General features: G+C 46.8%; 11 protein-coding genes and 1 tRNA gene. 5 read left to right on the top strand and 7 right to left on the bottom strand.

The window, feature by feature from the left end; genetic code table 11:
* Positions 1-536: 536 nt before the first annotated feature.
* On the bottom strand, positions 537-3,746 hold the full coding sequence (locus tag QUA24_RS13275; RefSeq protein WP_333230254.1) for an EAL domain-containing protein: 3,210 nt from the start codon (positions 3,744-3,746) through the stop codon (positions 537-539).
* Between the two features lie 361 nt (positions 3,747-4,107).
* Positions 4,108-7,383, bottom strand: coding sequence for a PAS domain S-box protein (locus QUA24_RS13280; RefSeq protein ID WP_333230256.1), 3,276 nt, complete (start codon positions 7,381-7,383; stop codon positions 4,108-4,110).
* Between the two features lie 542 nt (positions 7,384-7,925).
* Between QUA24_RS13280 and gatB the strand changes: the two genes are divergently transcribed.
* The 5 genes from gatB (at position 7,926) to QUA24_RS13305 (ending at position 13,759) form a co-directional block, all read left to right on the top strand.
* Positions 7,926-9,428: an Asp-tRNA(Asn)/Glu-tRNA(Gln) amidotransferase subunit GatB gene (gene gatB, locus QUA24_RS13285; RefSeq protein WP_333212251.1), complete on the top strand. Its 1,503-nt coding sequence runs from the start codon at positions 7,926-7,928 to the stop codon at positions 9,426-9,428.
* A 363-nt stretch (positions 9,429-9,791) separates the two neighbouring features.
* Positions 9,792-10,958 carry a pentapeptide repeat-containing protein gene (locus QUA24_RS13290; RefSeq protein ID WP_333230258.1) on the top strand — a complete coding sequence of 389 codons (1,167 nt, stop codon included), beginning with the start codon at positions 9,792-9,794 and terminating at the stop codon, positions 10,956-10,958.
* 43 nt (positions 10,959-11,001) lie between these two features.
* Positions 11,002-11,589, top strand: coding sequence for a Uma2 family endonuclease (locus QUA24_RS13295; RefSeq protein ID WP_333230260.1), 588 nt, complete (start codon positions 11,002-11,004; stop codon positions 11,587-11,589).
* Positions 11,590-11,780: 191 nt separating this feature from the next.
* On the top strand, positions 11,781-12,419 hold the full coding sequence (locus tag QUA24_RS13300; protein ID WP_333230262.1) for a Uma2 family endonuclease: 639 nt from the start codon (positions 11,781-11,783) through the stop codon (positions 12,417-12,419).
* A gap of 128 nt (positions 12,420-12,547) precedes the next feature.
* Positions 12,548-13,759, top strand: a complete 1,212-nt coding sequence (locus tag QUA24_RS13305) for a pentapeptide repeat-containing protein (RefSeq protein WP_333230264.1) — start codon at positions 12,548-12,550, stop codon at positions 13,757-13,759.
* Positions 13,760-13,874: 115 nt separating this feature from the next.
* Here QUA24_RS13305 and dpdE read toward each other — a convergent pair whose 3' ends face one another.
* From dpdE to QUA24_RS13330, 5 genes are all read right to left on the bottom strand, one after another.
* Positions 13,875-17,210 (bottom strand): protein DpdE, encoded by a 3,336-nt coding sequence (gene dpdE / locus QUA24_RS13310; protein ID WP_333230265.1) that lies wholly within the window; start codon positions 17,208-17,210, stop codon positions 13,875-13,877.
* Between the two features lie 202 nt (positions 17,211-17,412).
* Positions 17,413-18,063 carry a glutathione S-transferase gene (locus QUA24_RS13315; protein ID WP_333230267.1) on the bottom strand — a complete coding sequence of 217 codons (651 nt, stop codon included), beginning with the start codon at positions 18,061-18,063 and terminating at the stop codon, positions 17,413-17,415.
* Between the two features lie 255 nt (positions 18,064-18,318).
* Positions 18,319-19,284 carry an oxygen-dependent tRNA uridine(34) hydroxylase TrhO gene (gene trhO, locus QUA24_RS13320; protein WP_445242613.1) on the bottom strand — a complete coding sequence of 322 codons (966 nt, stop codon included), beginning with the start codon at positions 19,282-19,284 and terminating at the stop codon, positions 18,319-18,321.
* A gap of 36 nt (positions 19,285-19,320) precedes the next feature.
* Positions 19,321-19,392, bottom strand: a tRNA-Gly gene (locus QUA24_RS13325).
* Between the two features lie 275 nt (positions 19,393-19,667).
* Complete coding sequence (locus tag QUA24_RS13330) at positions 19,668-21,896, bottom strand: calcium-binding protein (RefSeq protein WP_333230269.1); 2,229 nt, start codon at positions 21,894-21,896, stop codon at positions 19,668-19,670.
* Positions 21,897-22,048 lie beyond the last annotated feature (152 nt).

Raw genomic sequence — 22,048 nt, forward strand, 5'->3', positions numbered from 1 at the left:
GTAAGTGGGAAACGAGCGTGTCTTTAGACCGCTCGTGGGAAACGGCTAGGCGGTTTCAACCGCCGTGAATCTTTCCATTACACGGGGATTGCTAGATGGGAGTGTACTTTTGTAATGTACTTTCAGTGGGACAATTACCACATCCAACCTCGCAACCTGCGATCGCATAATGTTCGCTCCTTTATGAGCCTCTATGAGAGGGGTAATGTTAGCTTGCGCCTGAGTTAAGAGCCGATACTATATCTAGGAAACTGATTTAACCCAATAAGTCTGTTTAATCCTAAATTTCGCTTGGCAAGGAACTAGCGAGAGCATTCCCTGGTAGGCCTTTAACTCTTACCGTTAACGTAGTACGCAGGTACGCCTCTGGTCAACTATGGTTTAAGTCTTAGGCCCGAAGCAAGAAGCGTATCTAGAGACCGGGGTCATTGACATTGATTTGGATGCCGTAGTTATTAACTGACGCCAGTTAGGCACAGCTTTAAAATATTTTAAGATTTTATGCTGAAACGGGACTCACAAAATGCCGTGTTTTTTTAATGGCCTTTCTCTAACAAACTAAATGTCAGCAAATTCTGATTTTCTGCTTGCTGTCGGATTAGGGTTGCTGCTGTTTGAGAGTCTACTGGCTTTGAGAAAAAGAATCCCTGGGCGTACTCACATTTTAACCCTTTTAGTATAGATAGTTGCGAGGCTTCTTCGACTCCTTCGGCTACTACATCCATGCCTAAATTGTGGGATAAAGTAACGATCGACCGCACAATTTCTGTCGGATCAATGCCTCCTTTACTGAAATCGAACTCACCTCCCATCCTGCTAACAAAAGAGCGGTCTATTTTTAAGGTATTGGTGGGGAAGCGGTGCAGGTAGGAGAGCGAGGAATAGCCGGTGCCGAAATCGTCAATGCACAAGTCTATGTTTCGGGTTCTGAGCTGCACCAGCATTGCTGTTACTGAGTCGGAATTTTCTATGAGTACGCTTTCGGTAATTTCTAGTTTTAAACTGCTGCCGTCGAGGTGAGTTTCTGCGAGAACTCGATCGATGTATTCGATTAAATCTGGCTGAGAAAACTGTTTGACAGAAATGTTGACGCTAACGCTCAACGGGGGGTGGCTGGGAAATAGCTGCTGCCACTGGCGGATTTGGTGGCAAGCTGTGCGAAGTACCCAGCGGCCGAGGGGTACGATCAAGCCGGTTTCTTCGGCGATGGTGATGAATTCGCCGGGGGGAACTAAGCCGCGTTCTGGATGCTGCCAGCGCACTAGAGCCTCAAAACTGGTAATAGTGTTATTGGCGATCGACACGATCGGCTGGTAGTGAATAATAAACTGGGGCGCTGGGGATAAGGGAGGTAAGGCTGATTCGGGGGAGGAGGGAAAGTCTTCTTCTCTGATCGGTTCTCTAATTGATTCGATCGCCCGCCGCAGGTCGTTTTCTAGCTGCAATAGCCGCAAAGCGTGGGCGTGCATGGAACTGTTGAAAACTTCGTGTCGGGATCGGCCGAGTTCTTTGGCGCGGTACATTGCTGTGTCGGCGTCGCGCAGCAGGGTTGTCGGTTCCACGTATTCGCCAGAACTCAAAGCTATGCCGATGCTGGCGGTGATAAATACTTCGTGTCCGTCTAGAAGGATAGGGGAGGTGATTTTCTTTTGCAGACGGTTGACAATGGTGGTAGCTTCATTGATGCCCTCGATGTCTTCTAACAACAGCACAAACTCGTCTCCTCCAAGGCGAGCCACTGTATCTCCGACCCTCAGACAAGCTTCCAGACGCCGCGCGATCGATACTAGCAGTTGATCGCCGATGGCGTGGCCGAGGGAATCGTTGACTACTTTAAATCTATCTAAATCGAGAAACAGCACGGCAAACAAGTAGTCTTTGCGCCGTTTTGCCATCCTCAGAGCGTGTTCGAGCCGATCGGTAAATAGCGATCGGTTGGGCAATCCGGTGAGGGCGTCGTGAAAAGCATCGTGCAGCAGTTGTTCTTCGGCGAGTTTGCGCTGAGTGATGTCGTGACAGTTAATCACGATTCCCTTGACTGCGGGATCGTACAGCAAGTTGGTGGCTACAGCTTCTACATAACACCAGGAACCGTTGCGGTGGCGGACTCGGTACTCAACTGGGCACTGGCTTCTTTTGGGGTTTTCAATGGCTTTGTGGAGGGTTTCGGTGATCGTGGCGCTGTCGTCGGGGTGAACTATTTCTAAGGCGCTGCGGCCGATCGCCTGGTGGGGTGCGTATCCTAAAATTCGCTTGACGGAAGGGCTGATGTAGCGGAAGATTCCTTCGGCGTCGAGAATGATCGTGATGTCTGTGGCATTTTCAATCAGCGAGCGAAATCGCTGTTCGCTTTGGCGCAGTGCTGATTCTGCTTGTTTGCGATCGCTGATGTCGAGGGCTACTCCGTCTATAATTACGTCGCCGTTTTCGTTTTTGGAAAATTTAGCGCTGTCTTGAACCCACTTGACCTCCCCAGATCTCAGAACGATGCGGTACTGGCGATCGCACGGCAAAAGACTCGCTCTCGATGATGCTACGAGGCTGTCAGACGAGCTTTTGTCCTCTGGATGGATGATTTCGGTCAAGAGTTCCGGGTGCAAAATCACTTCTTCAGCCCCGAACCCAGTAACTTCGCGCACGCCCGGACTGATGTAGGGCATGGAGATTGTGCCATCGGAATGCAGCACGGTGCGGTAGACTGAGCCGGGAATGTTGGCTGCCATTGTGGCTAGCTGCTGCTGGATGCCGCAGACTGCTGCTTCGGCGCGCTTGCGTTCTGCAAGTTCGGTTTGGGCTTGTTGGTAGAGTTCGGCTTGGTGGATCGCGATCGCGCACTGATCGGCTATGGCTTTGAGTAGGGAGAGTTCTTCGACGGTCCAAGAGCGCGCCCGATCGCACTGATAGAGGCTAATTCCTCCCAAAAATGACTCCTGGTAGAGCAGTGGGGCGATCGCGACGGAGCGAAACCCTACCAACTGTGCGGATTCTTGCAGCGACGGGCACAGTGTCGATAACTCGTCGATGATCAGGGTTTCCCCAGCCGCGAGATCGGATCGGTAGTGCTCAGCCACTTTGCAATTTAGCCCGACGAACCGTTCTCTGTTGGATGCTTTGCTGATGTAGCGAACTCTGATTCCGCCTTCAGCATCTGGCTGCAAGATGGCGCAGGCGGTGATTTCGAGAGCTTCGTGCAGTTGATCTGCTGTGGTTTGCAGCACTTCGTCGAGTACAAGGGTGAAGCGCATGGCTTGGAGGATGCGGTTGACGATCGCTTCTCGCTGAGCTTGCCGCTGAATTTGGGCGATCGCTTCTTGTTGCTGGCGCCGCATTTTGTATTCTTGGAGCGATCGTTCTAAGACTGTTGGCAACCTAAACAGCCGCCCTTTTAATACGTAATCTGTCATTCCGGCTTTGAGGCACTCAACTGCCGCTTCTTCTCCCAAACTTCCCGTTACTAAAATCAAGGGTATGTCTTGCCCTAATTCCTGCATTAATTTCAACACTTCTAAACCGTTGAAGCCTGGGAGGCGGTAATCTGAGAGTACAGCATCGTACTTGCAATTCTCCAGCAGTTTTCTGCACTCTGTTGCTGTTTCTGCCATGTCGCACTTAAAATTTACCCCCCCCGATTCTAAGGCGAGCACTATTAATTCCATATCTTCTGCCATGTCTTCGATAATCAACAATTTTAATGTTGATTCCGCTACCATTTTTAGTAGATAGTTGGTCTGATTTATATCTAACATAAGGTATTCGGGAGGTTTTCAATTGGTTATTCGTGTTTTTGCTAGTAATTTTTTAGACTGAGTTTGGTTATTAATTTTATCTCGATATTTTTAGCAAAATCAATTATATACTCTACTCGCAAGACCTTTATTTAGCATCGGTAGTCGAGGGCTGACCGAACCCATTGGGGATCATCCCAATTTTTCAAAGAGCGTTTTTTAGGAGTACGAGCATCTTGCACCGCTAAGCCTAGCTCTTTCGCTTTCATTCCTGACAGTGAACACTTCTGTCACACCACAATTCGGATGCTCTCACCGATTGTGACTTATTTAAGTGTATAAGAGTTTTAAATTTTGAATTTAAAACTCTTATACACTTAACTTATGAATCTATATTACCGTTTGAGATTGTTTGCGCTAGTTTAAAGTAAAACGTGGCTCCTTGACTAGGTAGGCTTTCGGCCCAAACCGTGCCGCCGTGGCGGTGAATAATCCGCTGGACGATCGCCAAACCGATGCCCGTACCTTCAAATTCTCTCTGGGAGTGCAGCCTCTGAAAGGCTCCAAACAGGCGATCGGCGTATTCCATCGGAAAACCCACCCCGTTATCCTTGACAAAAATCGTCCCATCCGGTAGACCCTCAATAACTATTGTAGCCGGAGTGCGTCCGCGGCTGAACTTGACGGCGTTGCTAATCAAGTTGCTGAACACTTGTTGCAACAAGGTTGGATCTCCCATTACTGTCGGCAAATCTCCGACGGCAAATTCAACGCTGTGGGGAGTTTGGGCCGGATCGGCGACGGCTGGGGGTTTAGTCAATTTAATCGCATTTTGTACCAAACGGCTCAGATCGATCGGAATTTGCCTCAACTCGGTGCGACTCACCCGCGACAGGGCGAGCAAACCGTCAATCAACAGGCTCATTTTTTGGCTGCTGTCTTCAATTACTTCCATATAGTGAACTATTTTGCGATCGCTCAAAGCCTCAGTTAACTCTAGCCGCTGTTTCAACGCTTCTACAAAACCTGAAATATGTCGCAAAGGTGCACGCAAGTCGTGGGAAACTGAGTAAGAAAAAGATTCTAATTCTTGATTGGCAGCTTCTAATTGCTCTGTGCGTTCTGACAAAGCTTGTTTTGTCTCTACCAACTCAGTGATATCGCGAGAAGTACCAATTAAAGCATAAACCTTGCCGTCTATATTTCTGAGGGGAATTTTAAAAGTATCGTAGTAAGTCGTCTCGCCAGCCATCACAAATTTATCCTGCAAGTGCATAGTTTCGCCTGTTTCAAATACCTGCGAATTTTCCCTACAAAATTGTGCGGATCTGCCTGGGGAAAAACATTCAAAAATAGTTTTGCCCTGCATCTCTTTCCTGCTATTTAATCCAGCAGTTTGGGCAACCGATTGATTGACAAAAGACAGTCGCATATTCTCGCGATTTACCACAAAAATGTGATCGGGCAAAGCATCAAAAAATGTCTCTAATTCTGCGGTACGCTGAGCGACTTGAGCTTCTAAAGTTTCGTTGAGTTCTTTGAGTTTAAATTCTACTCGTTTGCGTTCGGTGATATCTTGACCAATTCCGATACAACTGCCGTCTGAGAGACGAACATTTGCCCAAGAAGTGTCGATAATTCGCCCGTCTCTAACTTGTGTTTTGAAGTCGCTCCACTTCTGATTTGCTGCTTGGATTTCATCCAAAACATATTGACGGTATTCTGGCTGCGGATAAAATTCTGCCAAGATATCACGGTTTTTGATTTCTGCCAAACTCCAGCCTAGCACTTGTTCCCAGTGGCTGTTTACCCAGTTTATTTGACCATTTTTATCTAAGAAAGCGAGCATGATCGGCACGTTGTCGAAGATAGTTTGCAGCAGTTCTTTTTGCTGTTTTAATGATTCTTCGGCTTGTTTGCGATCGCTGATGTCGAGTACGGAACCGATAATTTGACTCATTTGTCCGTCGGGCGTTCTTTTGAAGATTGTAGAGCGATCGTGCACCCAGCGCCATTCCCCATTTTTGTGTTTAATTCTGTAGTCTCTGTCATCCGTTTCATAGGGATTGCTGCTGTATTTGAGCCGCTCCATACCTGTAATTAGCTTTAACATATCATCGGGATGAATTAAGCTAGCTAAAGCGTCTGTACCCAAATCTTGCAATTCTTCGGGAGTGTATCCCAGCATCGCTGTGACCGATTCATTTGCATAAATATTTTTGTTTTCTACTGCATCGTAAATGTAAAGGAAGTTAGGGATAGTTGTCAGGATACTCTCTAAAAGTTGTTGATGCTTTTGCAGTTCTGATTCTGCCTGCTTCCGCTCGCTTAAGTCCAGCACAAAACTGACGCCTAACTGCTTCGTTCCTTCTAAAAATGTGCTGCCCAGCAGCACCGGAACGCGGCTACCATCGGAGCGTATAAATTCTTTTTCAAAGGGGACAACAGTATTTCTAGCCTTCAGTTCGGCAACTTTTTCTGTATCTAAACGCACGTATTCTGGCGGTGTCATTTCTTGCCAGTTAATTTTTCCGGCAAGCAGCTCGTCCCGCGTATAATTTACCGTGTTTAAAAAAGCGGCGTTGGCATCTATAATGTGGCCGTTAAGATCCCAAAAAATTAAGCCGATCATATTAGAATCAACTATGGCTTTAAATTTGGATTCGCTTTTTCGCAACTGATCTTCGACTTGTTTTAGTTCTGTAATGTCACGGGAGATGGATAAAACTGTTTCTACTGAATTGCCTTCAGCAAACTCGGGAATGACTCGACAGTGGTAATATTTTATGCCCTCGGAAGTGGGAAACTCAAATTCTATAGTTTCTTGTTTGCCACTACTAAAAACTTTTATAAAAGCCTCATCCCACCGGCTGCATAAGTGCGGTGGTATTCCTGATTCTTGGTTGGTTTTGCCAATCAAATTTTCGGCATTTTTTCCAAGAGTTGATTCTACTGCTGGGTTGATATAAAGGAGGCGTAGTTTACGATCGAACCGGGCGATAATATCGGTCGCATTTTCGGCGATGGCGCTGAAAGCTTGTTCGCGCCGATGCAGTTCTTCTTGAGCGCGCTGGAACTCGGTTATGTCTCTGGCAAATGAGAGAATTGAAACTACTGTTCCCGATTCATCGATGAGTGCAGAATTGTACCATTCGCAGTAAATTATCGAGCCATCTTTGGTATAGTTGCGGTTGCGGCAAACGTTGCGGGTTTCTCTGCTGTGTAACAGTTCATTTGTAGCGGCGCACACTTCCTCGAAGTCTTCTTGATAAACTATTGACCATTCGTGCCAGTATTTGCCGATTACTTCTGCTGCACTCCAGCCAAATATTTGTTCTGCCATTGGCGACCACCGCACTACCCGAAATTCTTTGTCCCACTCTACAACTGCCATTGGTAAGTTTTCTAGATGAAATTCCCGCCGCGAGTTGGCTTTTTTTATTTGAGTTTGAAGTTGCTGGCGGAGTTGCTTAGCCTCGGTCAAGCGATCGCTAATTTCCTGTGTGTTTGCTGAGCCGGCGTTGGCAAGGTGAGCAATGGTTTCTGCTGTTTGTTTTTCGAGTTCGTTCCAAGCGAGTTCGAGGGCTAATTCCGCCTGCTCTAGCTCAGTGATGCTGTTCTGAAACAGTTTGGCACTTTCAACTGGAATTTCAGGCATAGTTTTGACACTTAGGCAAGTGTTACTTTGAGAGTTCAAAATTAAAGCTTAAAAAATAAAAATATGTAATTTCCTGTTAAATTATACATTTTTAATTTTTAGTCTGTGCGTGGAGCTGATCGTTGGAAGCGGCGGGCGTTATTAAATACTGCCAGTCAAAGGATTTGGGGTGCAGATTGATCAGCAATTGTGGTGGATGGATCTAAAACTCTCCTGGATAAGGGAAGGGTGCGGGCAGGAGCAGGCGCTAAGTATATTTTTGCACAGAGTTGTTGTTTGGGGGCGATCAAAAGGAGAGCGGCGTGGCTGGGGGCGTGGGTCGATCGCGAATCTGTAGCAGGGCGTTGCCTATGCAGATATCCATTTGTCTCAACTAAACACGCTTTCCCCAAGTACGTCAGGGGTTTAAACCTGCCGAACTCAGGGTTTGACGCGCTTGTTGACACCAATGAAACCGCGCCTACCTCCAAATACTCTCCAATCACTTTGGTCAATAAAAAGCTAAAATAAAATCTAAAGTTATTCAGTCTTTTAAATTGCTTATGACTGCTTCTGCACCCTCTTCGATAAAAAACCGAACTCAGTACGAAGCCATTATCGGCCTCGAAACTCATTGTCAATTAAGTACCAATACTAAAATTTTCTCCAGTTCTTCTACAGAATTTGGCAATGCCCCAAATACTAACATTGACCCAATTTGTATGGGAATGCCGGGAGTTTTGCCCGTATTAAATCAAAAAGTGCTGGAGTATGCGGTGAAAGCAGGGCTGGCTCTCAACTGCGAAATCGCACCTTACAGTAAGTTTGACCGCAAGCAATATTTCTATCCCGATTTACCGAAAAATTATCAAATTTCTCAGTTCGATTTGCCGATCGCTACTAACGGTTGGCTAGAAATTGAACTCGTGGATGAGACGGGAAATTCTACTAGAAAAAAAATCGGGATCACTCGCTTGCACATGGAGGAAGATGCCGGAAAATTGGTTCACGGCGGCAGCGATCGGCTCAGCGGTTCTACTTATTCAATGGTGGATTACAACCGCGCCGGTGTGCCTCTAATCGAAATTGTTTCGGAACCGGATTTGCGATCGGGTGCGGAAGCTGCCGAATACGGTCAAGAATTGCGCCGGATCGTGCGCTACATCGGTGTTGGCGACGGGAATATGCAGGAAGGTTCGCTCCGGTGCGACGTGAATATTTCGGTGCGCCCCGTGGGCAGAAAAGAGTTCGGCACGAAGGTGGAAATTAAAAATATGAACTCTTTTAATGCGATCGAACGGGCGATCGATTATGAGATCGAGCGGCAAATTCAAGCTGTGGAAAATGGCGAAACCATCATTCAAGAGACCCGGCTTTGGGATGAAAACAAGCAGTGTACTTTCAGTATGCGGGTTAAGGAAGGTGCGAGCGATTATCGGTATTTCCCGGAACCGGATTTGCCTCCGATCAAAGTTTCGGCCGAGCAATTGCAGGATTGGCAAGCTCAACTGCCAGAATTGCCGGCCCAAAAGCGCAATCGCTACGAAACTGAGCTCGGTCTTTCTCCCTACGACGCGCGGGTGCTGACTGACGACAAAGCGGTGGCGGAGTATTTTGAAAAATCGATCGCCGCCGGCGCTGTGGCTAAACAAGCTGCCAATTGGGTGATGGGCGATATTACTGCTTATCTGAAAAATGAAAAGCTGGCGATCGGAGAAATTCCTTTCCAACCGCAGGATTTAGCCGAACTGCTGGGGTTAATTGATGCCGGTACGATCAGTGGCAAAATCGCTAAGGATATTTTGCCGGAATTGCTGGCAAACGGTGGTTCGCCTCAGAAGTTTGTTGAAAGCAAGGGTTTGATTCAAATTTCGGATACGGGGGCGATCGAGCAAGCGATCGATGCCGTGTTGGCAGCCAATCCCAAGGAGCTGGAACAGTACCGAGCCGGTAAAACTAAGCTGCTGGGCTTTTTTGTCGGCAAGGTGATGAAGGAAACGGGCGGCCGCGCCGATCCCAAACTGACGAATGAGCTGCTGACGGCCAAGCTTAACGCCCCAGGCTAAGCAGTCGTTAAGGGGGTCGTGTAGCGGATACAGCAGCGGGCGATCGGTTTTTCCCGATCTCGCCCTTCTGGGGGGATCGTAACTTTATAATTAATCTACATTTCTTTACAACATCTTCACGTTTGGGGGTGACACCCCTCATCCCCATCATGTTATATTGTGTTATGTAGATGCACCCTGATGGCAGAGAGAGTTACTTAGGTAGCTCTCTCTTTTTTTGGTCTTTTTTTTTGCACGGACGTGAAAATACGGATCGGGGAGAGGGGGGTTGGCCATACCGATTCCCGATTACTGATTACCGATTAGCAATTACCGCTTTGAGTCGATTAATATCAACTTTAGTTATTAACTAATTTTGACATTATGAGCGAACAAGCTAGCGAGCTAATCAAGCAGGGGATTTCGCAATATCAGGCACGCCAATTTGAGGCGGCGCTGGGTTCTTGGCAGGAAGCGCTGGCGCTGTATCGCTCAATGGACGATAAGCGGCGATCGGGTGCCGCGCTGGGTAATATGGGCGTAGCTTACGAAGCGCTGGGAAATTATGCTCAGGCGATCGACTGCTACCAGCAGCATTTGCTGTTAGCGCGGGAAATTGGGGATCGCCGGGGCGAGGCCAATGCTTTGGGAAATCTGGGCAATGCTTGCTGTGCTCTTGAGGATTTTTCTGGTGCTATTAATTACCAGCAACAGCGTTTGGCGATCGCGCGGGACACTGGCGACGGGCGCTCTGAATTGGAAACTTTGGGCAATTTGGCGCTAGCTTACGATGCTAAGGGTGATTTGCCTGGTGCGATCGAATGTTATCACGAGCAGTTGTCGATCGCGCGCACCAGCAAGGACGATCGCATTGAGCGCAATGCTCTCAAGAATTTGAAGCTTGCTTACAAGTATTTAGCAGATTACGAGAAGGCTAACCAGTACCGACAGCAGCAATTGGCGATCGTCCGCGAACTATTTTTAACTGATAAAAATAAGAGTTTTGTACAACTTGCAGAAACAGTGGGTTTGAATCCAATTGAAGATTTTGCTGGAGCTAATTTAAGCGGTTTTGACTTGCACTACACTGATTTTAACGGTGCGGATTTGCGCGAAACCAACCTCCGAGGCGCTGATTTGACTTTGGCTGATCTCAGCGGTGCTTTGCTGAGCGCTGCTATTTTAATTGATGCTAATTTGTGCAATGCTAATTTGCGGGATGCTGAACTCAGCAGCGCCAATTTGAGCGGTGCTGATTTGCGGACAAAGCTGCCACGGGCGAATTTGAGCGGTGCAAATTTAACCGGCGCAAATTTAAGCAGTGCTTATTTACCGAATGCGATTTTAGTAAATGCAAATTTGACAAATACTGATTTCAAGAATGCTGATTTAAGCGGTGTTAATTTGAGTGGTGCGAATTTAAACGGTGCTGATTTGAGCCGCGCTGATTTGACAAGTACGGTGGTTAAAAATGCTAATTTTTCTGGTTGTGTGGGAATTTCGGAAGCCGTGAAGGTTGAATTAAGGACACGGGGCGGGATTTTTGAGTAGAATTTATTGGAAAGGTTGGTAATTGTAGAGGGTAACAAAAGCTATGACTGCCGTAACTGCAAAACGATTCTCAATCGGAGAATATCACCGTTTGGGAGAACTGGGATTTTTCGCCCCCGATGAGCGAGTTGAATTGATTCGCGGAGAAATTATCATTATGGCTGCTAAAGGTACGTTTCACTCTGTTTGTAATTCGCTGCTGTTAGGAGAGTTGTACCCGCTGCTGGGAAAAAGGGCGATCGTGCGCGGTCAAGAACCCATTATTTTGACGGATGATAGCGAACCAGAGCCTGATGTTGTTATTGCCCGCAATCGAGCTGATCGTTATTTATCTTCTCACCCGGAGCCGGCTGATATTTTGTTGGTAATTGAGGTTTCCGATTCTACGTTGAAGTACGATCGGAGAACGAAGTTGCCTCTCTATGCTGAGACTGGAATTTCTCATTATTGGATATTTAATTTGCTTGATAATCAACTGGAAATGCACAGCGAACCTTATCAGAAACAAAACGGGAGTTATAGTTATCAATTGCAACGAGTTGTTTTGCCAAATCAGACGGTGGTAATTCCGGGTTTTCCCGAGTTGTCTCTAGATTTGTCTTCTGTATTTCCCGCGCCTAGTGGTGAGTAAAAAATCTGGCTCAATAGCACATATTTTAACTCAGTAATTAAAGAGCGATCGAGCTTTTTTCGATGATATAATGTAAAAATTCAAAAGAACGAAGCATAAAACTAGCACTATCATCCAAAACAATTGGGTTTCTGACCCCGAATTTATTCGCGGGACAAATCTAAAATCTAAAATCTAAAATCTAAAATCAGATGACTGCTCAAACTCTCTCCCCGCTCGAACAAATTGTCCAGCTATCCGGTATCAGTTGGCAAACCTACGAAACTTTGCTTGCCGAAATCGGCGATCGGCAAATTCGACTGACATATAATCGTGGCAATTTGAAAATTATGGTACCATCCCCAGAACACGAACGCTTCAAAGAAGTATTGGGTCGATTTGTTGAAACCTTAGCTGAAGAATTAGATGTGAGAATTGAACCTCTTGGTTCTACCACATTCAAACGTCCTGAAATTAGCGGTATAGAACCAGATAAATGTTTTTACATCCAGAATATTAGTGCCATTAAAGGCAAAAAAAGAATCGACATGAATCAAGCTCCGCCGCCGGATTTAGTGGTGGAAATTGATATTACCAGCCGTTCGGAAAATAGCTTGCAGGTTTATGCGGATCTGGGAGTGCCGGAAGTTTGGATTTATAATGGACTGCGACTCAGAATCAACAGATTAGAAAATGGAGAATACGTTGAGGGCGATATCAGTTTAGCATTTCCCAGCTTACCGATATTAGAGATTGTCAGATTTTTGGAACAAGCAGAAACAATGGACTATTTGGAATTAGTGAAAGCATTTCGGAATTGGGTAAAAAGCCAAATTAAGCCAAATCAATGACTGGCGGATCAAATTAAACAAAATTTACAATTTTATCCACGACAAAAAGCTGTGTTGTGATAAAATAAAGATGATCAACTAATTTAAATATCAATTACAGGCTGGTAGTACCAGTAATTCTACCCGATATGCGATCGCTAGAGTCTCACAACAAATACCCAGATTGCTTGTGGATGCAATTAGAAGCAATTCCCGTTCCATCGGTTGCAGCCCAAACCCAGCAGCTCGACATTCACTTGAGCCTGAATTTTAACGAGCATTGGGAACCCCTGCTAGGTGGTCGCGTCAAATTTGGTCTGCAAGGCGGGACGCTCAAACTCTATCTAGAAAACTGCGAAATACCCGTAGCATCACGTCAGTTAGTCGGTGCTTTCAAGCTTTTGTCAATAGGAGAAACCCTGCCCATTCAAAGCAGTACAGAAAATTTAGTAACCGAAAGTCAGCGGGGAGTTCAGGGCGGGGAGAAGGCGGAAAAAATTAAGGAGACAGAGAGCATATTTTGTCACGTTTCCACAATCAGCGATGATAAAACGCCAGCTTGGATTTTTGCAGTAGAACAGAGTAAATCAGTATTAAAAGGTTTGCTAAAAAATGCTAAGCTGGGAGAATTAACTGCCCAAGAATTTAGGATGGCAGCGGCTTTTGAAGTTGCTAAAGAAGATATTAATCTCACAGATGCGGAGGGTTTGTGGCCGCACGATATCACGCCAAATCAACATTCGGTTTTAGAAAGAATCCTGAGTATCTACCTGCAAGCAAATAAACTCCAACCTGCCCTCAGTTGGGCGCTATTATCCTACAATTTGCCTCCGGTTGAACCGCGCGAAATGGAAATTGTCCCGGAAGCTGAATCGGAATTGCAGGAAATGGTTGATCGCATTATCTCCGCTGAAACCGACAACTTTGTAGAGTTGGCCAAAATCGCCAATCTCAACCCAGCACTAGATTTCGCGGGTAGCAGCTTGCGCGGAACGACTTTAAGTGCAGTGGATTTTAGCAGCGCAAATCTCGATCGGGTAAATTTCCGGGGTGCAACCTTAAACGATGCCGATTTCAGCGACGCCAACCTGCAAAATGCCAAATTCGGCGGTGCAGATTTGAGTGGCGCTTTCTTAGGAAATGCTGATTTAAGTGGCGCAGATTTGCATAAAGCAAGTCTAGCTTTAGCTAACCTCAGCGGTGCCAATTTGAGTGGCGCCAATCTGCTGGAAGTGAACTTAACAAATACTAATTTCAGCGGTGCGAATGTCGAGTCAGCCAGATTCGGGAACAATTCAGGAATCGATGAGGAGATGCAGGTGAATTTACAGCAGCGAGGCGCAATTTTTGAGGAGGTTTAACCCGTAAGTGCGAGAGCCCTTTCATCCATCTGCGTCCATCCCCGTTTATCCGCCTGCATCTGCGGTTCAAAAAAAGTGATCGCCCCCAAAAAGAGCGATCGCCCTACCAAACAAATTATCCTTCATCCTCCGACTTTACAGGAGGACGCCCAGAAATCACAATAAATCCCACAGACTCAAGAGTCATGTGCGGGCGGCGAATCCCAGCTAAAACCGCTTGACTCAACAAACTTTCGGTATTGATTTCATCAGCTAAAACCGATTCTAAAAGTTGTTCGGATTTAGAAAGTCGATTCAATCGCAATTGCAATTGATTCACCCGGTTTTCGAGTTGGATAGCAGCAGTGACAGCGGAACTATTGCACATTTCCACAAAAGCCGATCGCCCGCGCAGCAATTCCTCCGATACCACCCGTCCCTTTTGACAAAAATCATCCCATTCTAGCGGATCGACAAAACTGTCAATCAGCGACGTGCGATTTTTAGACAAATTGTAATCCCGATTTGGCCCGCCTTTCCCCTTATAACCCCGCTGCAAAATCGCCAGAAGTTCCGCATCTTCCACCAGAGACATCTGCTCGCTGCGAGCATCTACAAACACAGTTTCAAAAGTTGGGATAAACAGAGCATCAGCGCGGCGCTGCAAAGCTTTAAAGTTGTAATTTTCGATGTTTTGTGCTTGCAAAACTTGCTCTGCCGGTTGCACATCAGTCTGGATGGAATAATTAAACTGAAAGCCAAACCACTCCTTCCCAGGCGCAGCATCCCAACTTTCATCATGCCGCCACATGGCAAAAGCTTGACCGCGATCGTCCCAGCGAATATAAGAGCTAATTGCATCGATCAATCCCTCACCAATGCGGTAAAGAGCCACATCCGCATTCTGATAAGCAATACGGCGATTGTAACTGCCATATTGCTGGCAATAAGGAACCAATCTGGTCATCAAATCGTTCGAGGGAATTAACGTTTTTTGAGTAGGTTTATAGCGCATCAACCCCGATATACTCGGATGTTCAATTTGTTTGAAGTGAAGAGCTTGACACAACCAACCTTCAGTAGCCCGCTGCATTTCTTTATGCTTAGCATCGCAGTTATCGAGAGACTCAAAATACTGAGATGCGCTGTCATCAAGAGTATCAATTTCATCGAGAACGTACTGTTCATCAATTTTGATTTTCTCTTGTTCGATTTCAGTTTTAATCGCTTCAATTTCGCTGGATAAGCCCTTGCCGCCCTCAGCAAACAACTTTTCTTCAAGTTTGAGAAGTTTTTCTTCAGCATAAAACTGAAGGCTGGCAATAGATTTGTTGAAGATATCAAACCCATCTTTTAAAACTTGAAACCAAGCTTCGTGGGGACTCTCCGGCATATCCGGGCCTGCAAACAAACAAAATTGCACTCCCATTTTGCTGCCAATGCGATCGACTCTGCCGAGTCTTTGTTCTAACTGATGGGGAAACCACGGCAAATCGAAGTGAACTAACCAATCTGTCAATTGCAGATTTACCCCTGCTTCGGCAGATCGATCGCACACTAAGATAAAACAATGGGGTTCAGTCTTAAACCGCTTGAGACTAGCCTCAACCTCATCAGCCGATTTGGTCGTGTCATGGCTGGCGATCGCATTTTTACCAAAGATTTTAGCTAAATTTTCCGCCATCTCTTTACAAGTTGCAGTAAAACTGGTAAAAATCACAATTTTCGGGAAACGCTCGCCTGGAATCGGCCGTTTAATTTGCTGTTGAATTCTCGACAGCAAATCGCGAGGTTTGCTGTGATACTCGCGCGGAACCTTCAAAGCAACTGCCAAAAATCGGAGAATGGCGATTCGTAACAAACTCAGTCGATCGAGTCCTTCCTGGGGCTTTTCCAGGTTGTTGAGCAAGGTTTCCAGTATTTCCCTTTCTTCGGGAAACAGGGCAGTTTTGGTCAAAATTGCCGTGTCATTTTGTCCAAATTCGCGATCGAGTTCTGGAGTCGATTTTTTCTGCAAACGAGCTTTGACAACCCGTTCAAAAACATTCAGCCAAGTACCAGAAGCGCGGAAAAATAGCAGAAAAATTCTCTGATATTCGCTCGATTTGGGAGCGAGTGTGCGCCATTTATCGAGTAGGGTTTGAATTTCCGACCACTGTTCATCATTCAGATCGTACTCAGTTTTGGGGACAGTATCTCGATCAAAAATCACATCTTCAACCGCATCCCGGCGGTTACGAAGGATGCGACGATGGAGGCGATAGGTATCGCTAACATGAGTGCGAATAGTTCGGACAAGCCGAGCCTGTTCTGCGGTTTCTTCCGTTTTCAAACAACTTTCTAACTCTGTTGTTAAGCCGATTAAATAATCATCTTTGGCAAAAAGAGTGCGGAATTGAGCGAGTTTTGTTTGCAAAACAGCAGGCTTGGCATTTTCTCGGAAATCCAGCAAAGCGCGGCCGATTTCTTGACGGTTTTGCACCTGTTCCTTGAAGCTTTCCAGGTCATCAAGACGGTAAGTTGTCGGATCTAGCAAGTGCAGCATCGTTAGAAAACCTTGCTCATGGCCGATAACTGGCGTTGCAGATAATAACAATACATTTTTGCTTTTCTGAGCTAGTTTCTGACAGAGTTCAAAGGACTGCTGCTGAGTACGATCGCTCGAATTTGCCATTGCCGCCACATCATGCGCTTCATCCACAATCAGAAAATCTAGATTAGCATTGCGGCTAATTTGATTGATGTCGCTAACAGCAGCAAGCTGCACTCGGTCAGCAAAATGAGACAAATAGAATTTATTTTCCAACTCCTGCCGCCACTGTTCGAGCAAGTATTTCGGAACCAGTACCACAGCGCGTCCGCTGGGTTCATCTAGCAGAAATTGGCGGAGAATTGTCCCGGCTTCTACTGTTTTTCCCAGTCCTGGTTCGTCGGCTAATAAATAGCGCACGATTGGGTCTTCTAGGACGCGCCGGACGACTTCAACTTGGTGCGGATAGAGGTCTATGTTAGCAGAAATTAAACCCGTCATGCCGCGGCTGACGGCCCGCTGTTCGATCGCAGATTGAACGAATGCCAATCGGCGATCGTGAAAATACGGCGTTTCTTGACCTTTGACTGCTAAAATGTCGATCGGATCGGCGATCGGGATATTGCACCGAACGTAAAGTTCGCTTTCGACAGCTTGCAAACTTTGGCTGTCGGGCAGGTCAATTTCGTACTCTAATTTATCTTCATCCCAGTCATAAACTCGACCGATAATCCATCTTTCCTGAGTGGTACTCCAGAGGTAGCAGCGGGTTTGGCGCTGAAGTCTGGCTTCTTGCAGCAAACCCAAGGGTACAGTTTTGCGGATGCGGTTTTTAACTGAGCAAAAATATTCAACTACCGCCTCGGTACGCGATACCTCGACAACTTTTCCGACTCCCAAATCGTTTCTGGGCGATCGAACTAAGGAACCAACATCAATCATAGTTTTAGCCTGACAATACTTACTAGAATACAGTACATCCTTTCACCTTAAAAAAATTAGCAAGATGCGATTTTCGCCTGCGTCGCTTTTTTAGTCAAATGATAGTCAATCTGCTATTCGGAAAACAATAAGTTTAGCATGGTAACTAACATTTTGGTATTCAATAAATATCCGGGCAGCGAATAAGAATACCTACTTACGATCAAGGAAAAACAACGCCTGCATTACCGGATTCCCATTTCGGGTATTTCTGCATAACACTGCTATAAATTTGAGAGTCTGTAAACTCTGCTAACCAAGCTTGTAGCTGTGGCCAAGGCTGTTCGTTGAACCAAGCTGGATCTGTATGAGCGAATTGACGAACAAAAGGTGCGATCGCCATATCAGCCAATGCTACATTGTTACCAAATAAATATTTAGTGGCACTTAACCGTGAGTTGAGTTGTTCCAGAAATAAAGAACCTTCATAACGATGTACTTGGGCATCAACACCGGGATAGCGATCGGGGTACTTATAACGGTCAAGATGATATTTAAACGTATCATCAAATAGAGCGATTAGTTCCAGCATTTCTGTAACGGAACCTTGCTGTGGCATCAACCATTTTTCAGGATCGTGTTGTCTCAATGCCCACAACATGATATCGATACTTTGATCAAGAACTCGCCCGTCAACATCTATCAATATTGGTACTGTACCTTTGGGGGATACCTCCAACATCTCTGGTGGTTTGTCTCGCAAAACAACTTCCCGCAACTCACACACCCGATTGCTAACCATTAAGGCTAAGCGCGCCCGCATAGCATAGGGACAGCGGCGAAAGGAATACAAAATCGGGTATGTTGCTAACATATAATATCAATTCCGGTTGCACCGGAATTAGTGTTGACTGTTGACTGTTAACTGTTGACGGGCGGGTCGAAAAACTGAATGGTTGAGTGTTAAGCTTTGACTCAATTTTATTATTCCGATGCAACCGGAAACGATATAATTAGTCGATCGCACGATCGGGATTTTCGGGTCAGAAACTCCATTTATTCGTAGATTTCTTGTCGCTAAACAAGATTTTTCGTAGAAACCGGGTTTCTTTGAGCTTAGTGAATACTATTAGTCGCAGGCCTCATCTACTTTTTCCTTCGCATCGTAGCGCGCGCCTATATGTACTTGGTTGCGACGCTTAGCAAGCTCAATCTGACGTTGACGTTCAGATAAGGCTTGTTTTTTGGTTTCAGTTTTGGAGTCATGACAATGAGGACAACTCACACCAAGTACAAATAATTCAGAAGCCTTATCTTCCTGACTAATCGGGTGACGACAACCGCGACAAAGTTCATAGTTTCCCGGCTTTAAGTCCTGACCAACAGAAACCCGTTCATCAAACACAAAACATTCACCTTCCCAACGACTTTCTGCTTCCGGTACTGTTTCCAAATATTTTAAAATTCCGCCTTCGAGATGATAGACTTCCTCAAAACCTTGAGTACGCAAAAAAGCAGTTGATTTCTCGCAGCGAATACCACCCGTGCAAAACATTGCCACCTTGGGTTTATTGCGTAAAGCAGTTTCCCGCAGCGCCCATTCAGGTAACTCAGAAAAGCTTTTTGTTTTGGGATTAATAGCACCTTCAAAAGTACCCAGAGATACCTCGAAGTCGTTACGCACATCAACCACGACAACATCGGGATCGTCAAGCAGCTTATTCCACTCCTCCGGCTTAACATATTTGCCAGCCATGAGGCGGGGATTAATGTCCGGTACTCCCATCGTGACGATTTCGCGCTTCAAGCGTATTTTCAACCGATAAAAAGGTGCTTTTTCCGAGAAAGATTCCTTGTGTACGAGATCGGCAAAACGTGGGTCACTACGCAAGAATGCCAGCACTGCGTGTACGCCCTCAGACGAGCCAGCAATCGTGCCATTAATGCCTTCTTGGGCCAGCAAGATAGTGCCTTTGACGTTGTTGTTGTTGCAACAATCGAGTAGCGGTGCTTTCAGCTCAGCAAAATCCGGTAGTTCAACGAACTTATATAAAGCAGCGGTTAAGAAATAAGCCATAGATTGAATTGATAGCACTAATTAATTTTCATAATTCTATGAAAATTCAGTCAAAGCGGACGGTGGGACTCGAACCCACGACGTTCAGCATGGGAAGCTGACATTCTACCACTGAATTACGCCCGCGCTTAGTGTTTTTTACCTGTTTTCACCTTCTTTCACCTGGGAGGCGCAGCGGTAAAAAACGACTAGAAAGACATTGTACAACTATTTTCTGATTTTGAGTATAGCATTTTGACAATCAATTTTGGGCGATCGCCGATCGCCCCTCCACCCGACAAAAAAAGTCCTGCACCAAAGGCAGGACTTAATCTGGCTTAAATTTCTTAGTGTCTTAGAGAGGGACTTCGTTTGACAAGAAGCGGTTTCAACCGCCGATCGAAGGGAATCGAACTTTGCCGTTAGACGAAGCGCAAAGAGGTGTTGTCAATAGCCAGGAAAGAAACTGATTGGACGATCGCAATCAATTCATCCGAGCCCGAAGTCTTCTTGAAAATAGCGGTTCCAGCAGGCAATCCTTGGGGAGAATCACCTAACACGTAAGTGCTAGGAGCACCTTGAAGTTGGAGGATATCTTCAGTCGGGTTAAAACCGACAATCAAAGCGTAGTCGCCTGCGCCACTACCAGTATCGTTGCCATCGTTGTAGTAGAACTTGGTGGCATCTCCCAGCAAGAAAGTATCATTGCCTTCTGCACCAATCAGCGTATCGATTTCGCCCAGTCCTGGGTTAGCAGCAACTCCGTCAACGCCACTGAGAATGTCGTTGCCTTCTTTGGCATAGAGGAAATCGTTACCAGTACCGCCCAGCAAAGCATCATTATCTTTACCGCCGTACAGGGAGTCATTACCAGCGTCGCCGGCTAAGGTATTATTGCCTAGATCGCCACTAATCGCATCGTTACCGTCACCGCCATACAAGAAGTCGTCACCTTTTCCTCCTAACTCGATATCGTTACCGTCGCCTCCAATCACCGTGTCATTGCCGTCGTTGCCAAATAGGAGATCGTTGCCGTCGTCGCCAAATAAGGCATCGTCACCTTTGCCTCCGAAGAATGTGTTGTTTTCGCTATTGCCGATTAGGGTGTCGTTGCCTTTGTTGCCGTAGACGGGACTGTTAGCGTCGATCGCAATTATCACGTCATTGCTGTTGCTGCCGATATTCCCTGACGCTGAGCCTGTCGGTGCGAGCACGCTTGTGACTGTGAGTGCGATCGGAAGTGCGATCGTCACAGGCGGTGCGGGAGTGAAAACGGGTGTGGGCGTCGTAACCGGTGTGGGTGTGGTAGCCGGTGTGGGTATCGGTGTGGGTGGCGGCGGGGTGGGTGCAACCGGTGTTGGCGCGGTGGGTGTTGGCGCGGTGGGTGTCGGCGCGGTGGGTGTCGGCGCTGTGGGTGTTGGCGCCGTGGGTGTTGGCGCTGTGGGTGTTGGCGCCGTAGGTGTTGGCGCCGTAGGTGACTCTGGTAAATTAGCAGCCAGAATGTCGCTACCAGAGAGGTTGTTGATGGTTTCGATTAAGCCAGCACCCGCGACAGTCGGGGATGCACCGAAGAAGTCTAAAATCACCAAGTCATCAGCAGCCTTAGCTATCCCGTCTTTGTTGATATCAACTACCAGACTCGTACCTTGCCGCCCTAAGCCCAGAATTCCCGGCGACAAGGACAGAGAAAGATTTGTGCTGGTAATGCCAAAATTTATGCTCAGGTCATCTATACCCTCGCTATCCTGAATCTGAATAGCTTTTGATGGTGAGAAGATTCCGTAGATATCTTTACCTGCACCGCCTCGCAGCACGTTGCCGGAATTCCCATACTGGGTAGTAAGAGTATCGTCACCAGTACCGCCTTCTAAGGTTTGATTGTTGCCGTCTCCCCTGATGTAGTCATTGCCGTCTCCCCCGATGAGAAGACCGTTGAGGGTGCTAAGGGAGAGCCTGTCATTTCCCGCACCGCCATCCAAAGTTGTAGAATCGCCGCCACTTCGCAGCGTGTCATCTCCATCGCCACCAGCCAGACTATCGCTGCCACTGACACCGAAAAGGTTATCCCCCAAAACGTCATTGCCTGCACCGCCATCCAGCGTGTCATTGCCGTCGCCGCCAAGGAGGGAGTCATTTCCTAAACCCCCACTGACACTGTTGTTTCCTGCACCGCCAAGCAAAGTGTCGCCACCATCTAAGCCAGCGAGGGTGTCATTGCCTTCTAAGCCTGAGAGGTTGTCATCACCGGCAGTGCCTATGAGGTTATCATCGCCGGGAGTACCTGTGGTTACATTGAGTCCTGGTGCCGCCGTAGCCTCAGTGAGATTAGCAGCTAGGATTGCTGTACCGGAGAGGTTGTTGATGGTTTCGATGAAGCCAGCACCTTCAACAGTCGGCGATGCACCGAAAAAGTCTAAAACTACAACGTCATCGGCAGGCTTTGCTACCCCGTCTGCGTTAATGTCAATCAGCAGGCTCGTACCTTGTCGGGCAAATCCCACCTTTCCAGGCGACAAAGATAGAGAAACGTCTGTGCCCGGGAGCTGGAAATTCGCAACAAAGAGCTGATCTGTGCCACCGGTATCCTGAATCTGACTGGGTTTCCCCGCAGGGGCAGAATAGCGATCGTTGCCGATTCCCCCTCGCAGCAAATTGCCGGCATTCGCATACTGGGCATTGATCGTATCATCGCCAGCACCGCCATCTAAGGTGCTATTTGGGGAGCTAGGTTGAGTCGAGGGGGGATATTATTCCCCGCCCCTCTCGGTTAGATCTGGGCGTGCGACTTTCACCGCACCCAGCT

It is taken from the genome of Microcoleus sp. Pol12B5 (assembly GCF_036701335.1).
Lineage (GTDB): Bacteria > Cyanobacteriota > Cyanobacteriia > Cyanobacteriales > Microcoleaceae > Microcoleus.

What these genes read in the sequence shown, in the direction of transcription:
- QUA24_RS13275 (WP_333230254.1), bottom strand. Translation starts at nt 3,746, where the DNA reads ATGTTAGATATAAATCAGACCAACTATCTACTAAAAATGGTAGCGGAA.
- QUA24_RS13280 (WP_333230256.1), bottom strand. Translation starts at nt 7,383, where the DNA reads ATGCCTGAAATTCCAGTTGAAAGTGCCAAACTGTTTCAGAACAGCATC.
- gatB (WP_333212251.1), top strand. Translation starts at nt 7,926, where the DNA reads ATGACTGCTTCTGCACCCTCTTCGATAAAAAACCGAACTCAGTACGAA.
- QUA24_RS13290 (WP_333230258.1), top strand. Translation starts at nt 9,792, where the DNA reads ATGAGCGAACAAGCTAGCGAGCTAATCAAGCAGGGGATTTCGCAATAT.
- QUA24_RS13295 (WP_333230260.1), top strand. Translation starts at nt 11,002, where the DNA reads ATGACTGCCGTAACTGCAAAACGATTCTCAATCGGAGAATATCACCGT.
- QUA24_RS13300 (WP_333230262.1), top strand. Translation starts at nt 11,781, where the DNA reads ATGACTGCTCAAACTCTCTCCCCGCTCGAACAAATTGTCCAGCTATCC.
- QUA24_RS13305 (WP_333230264.1), top strand. Translation starts at nt 12,548, where the DNA reads ATGCGATCGCTAGAGTCTCACAACAAATACCCAGATTGCTTGTGGATG.
- dpdE (WP_333230265.1), bottom strand. Translation starts at nt 17,210, where the DNA reads ATGATTGATGTTGGTTCCTTAGTTCGATCGCCCAGAAACGATTTGGGA.
- QUA24_RS13315 (WP_333230267.1), bottom strand. Translation starts at nt 18,063, where the DNA reads ATGTTAGCAACATACCCGATTTTGTATTCCTTTCGCCGCTGTCCCTAT.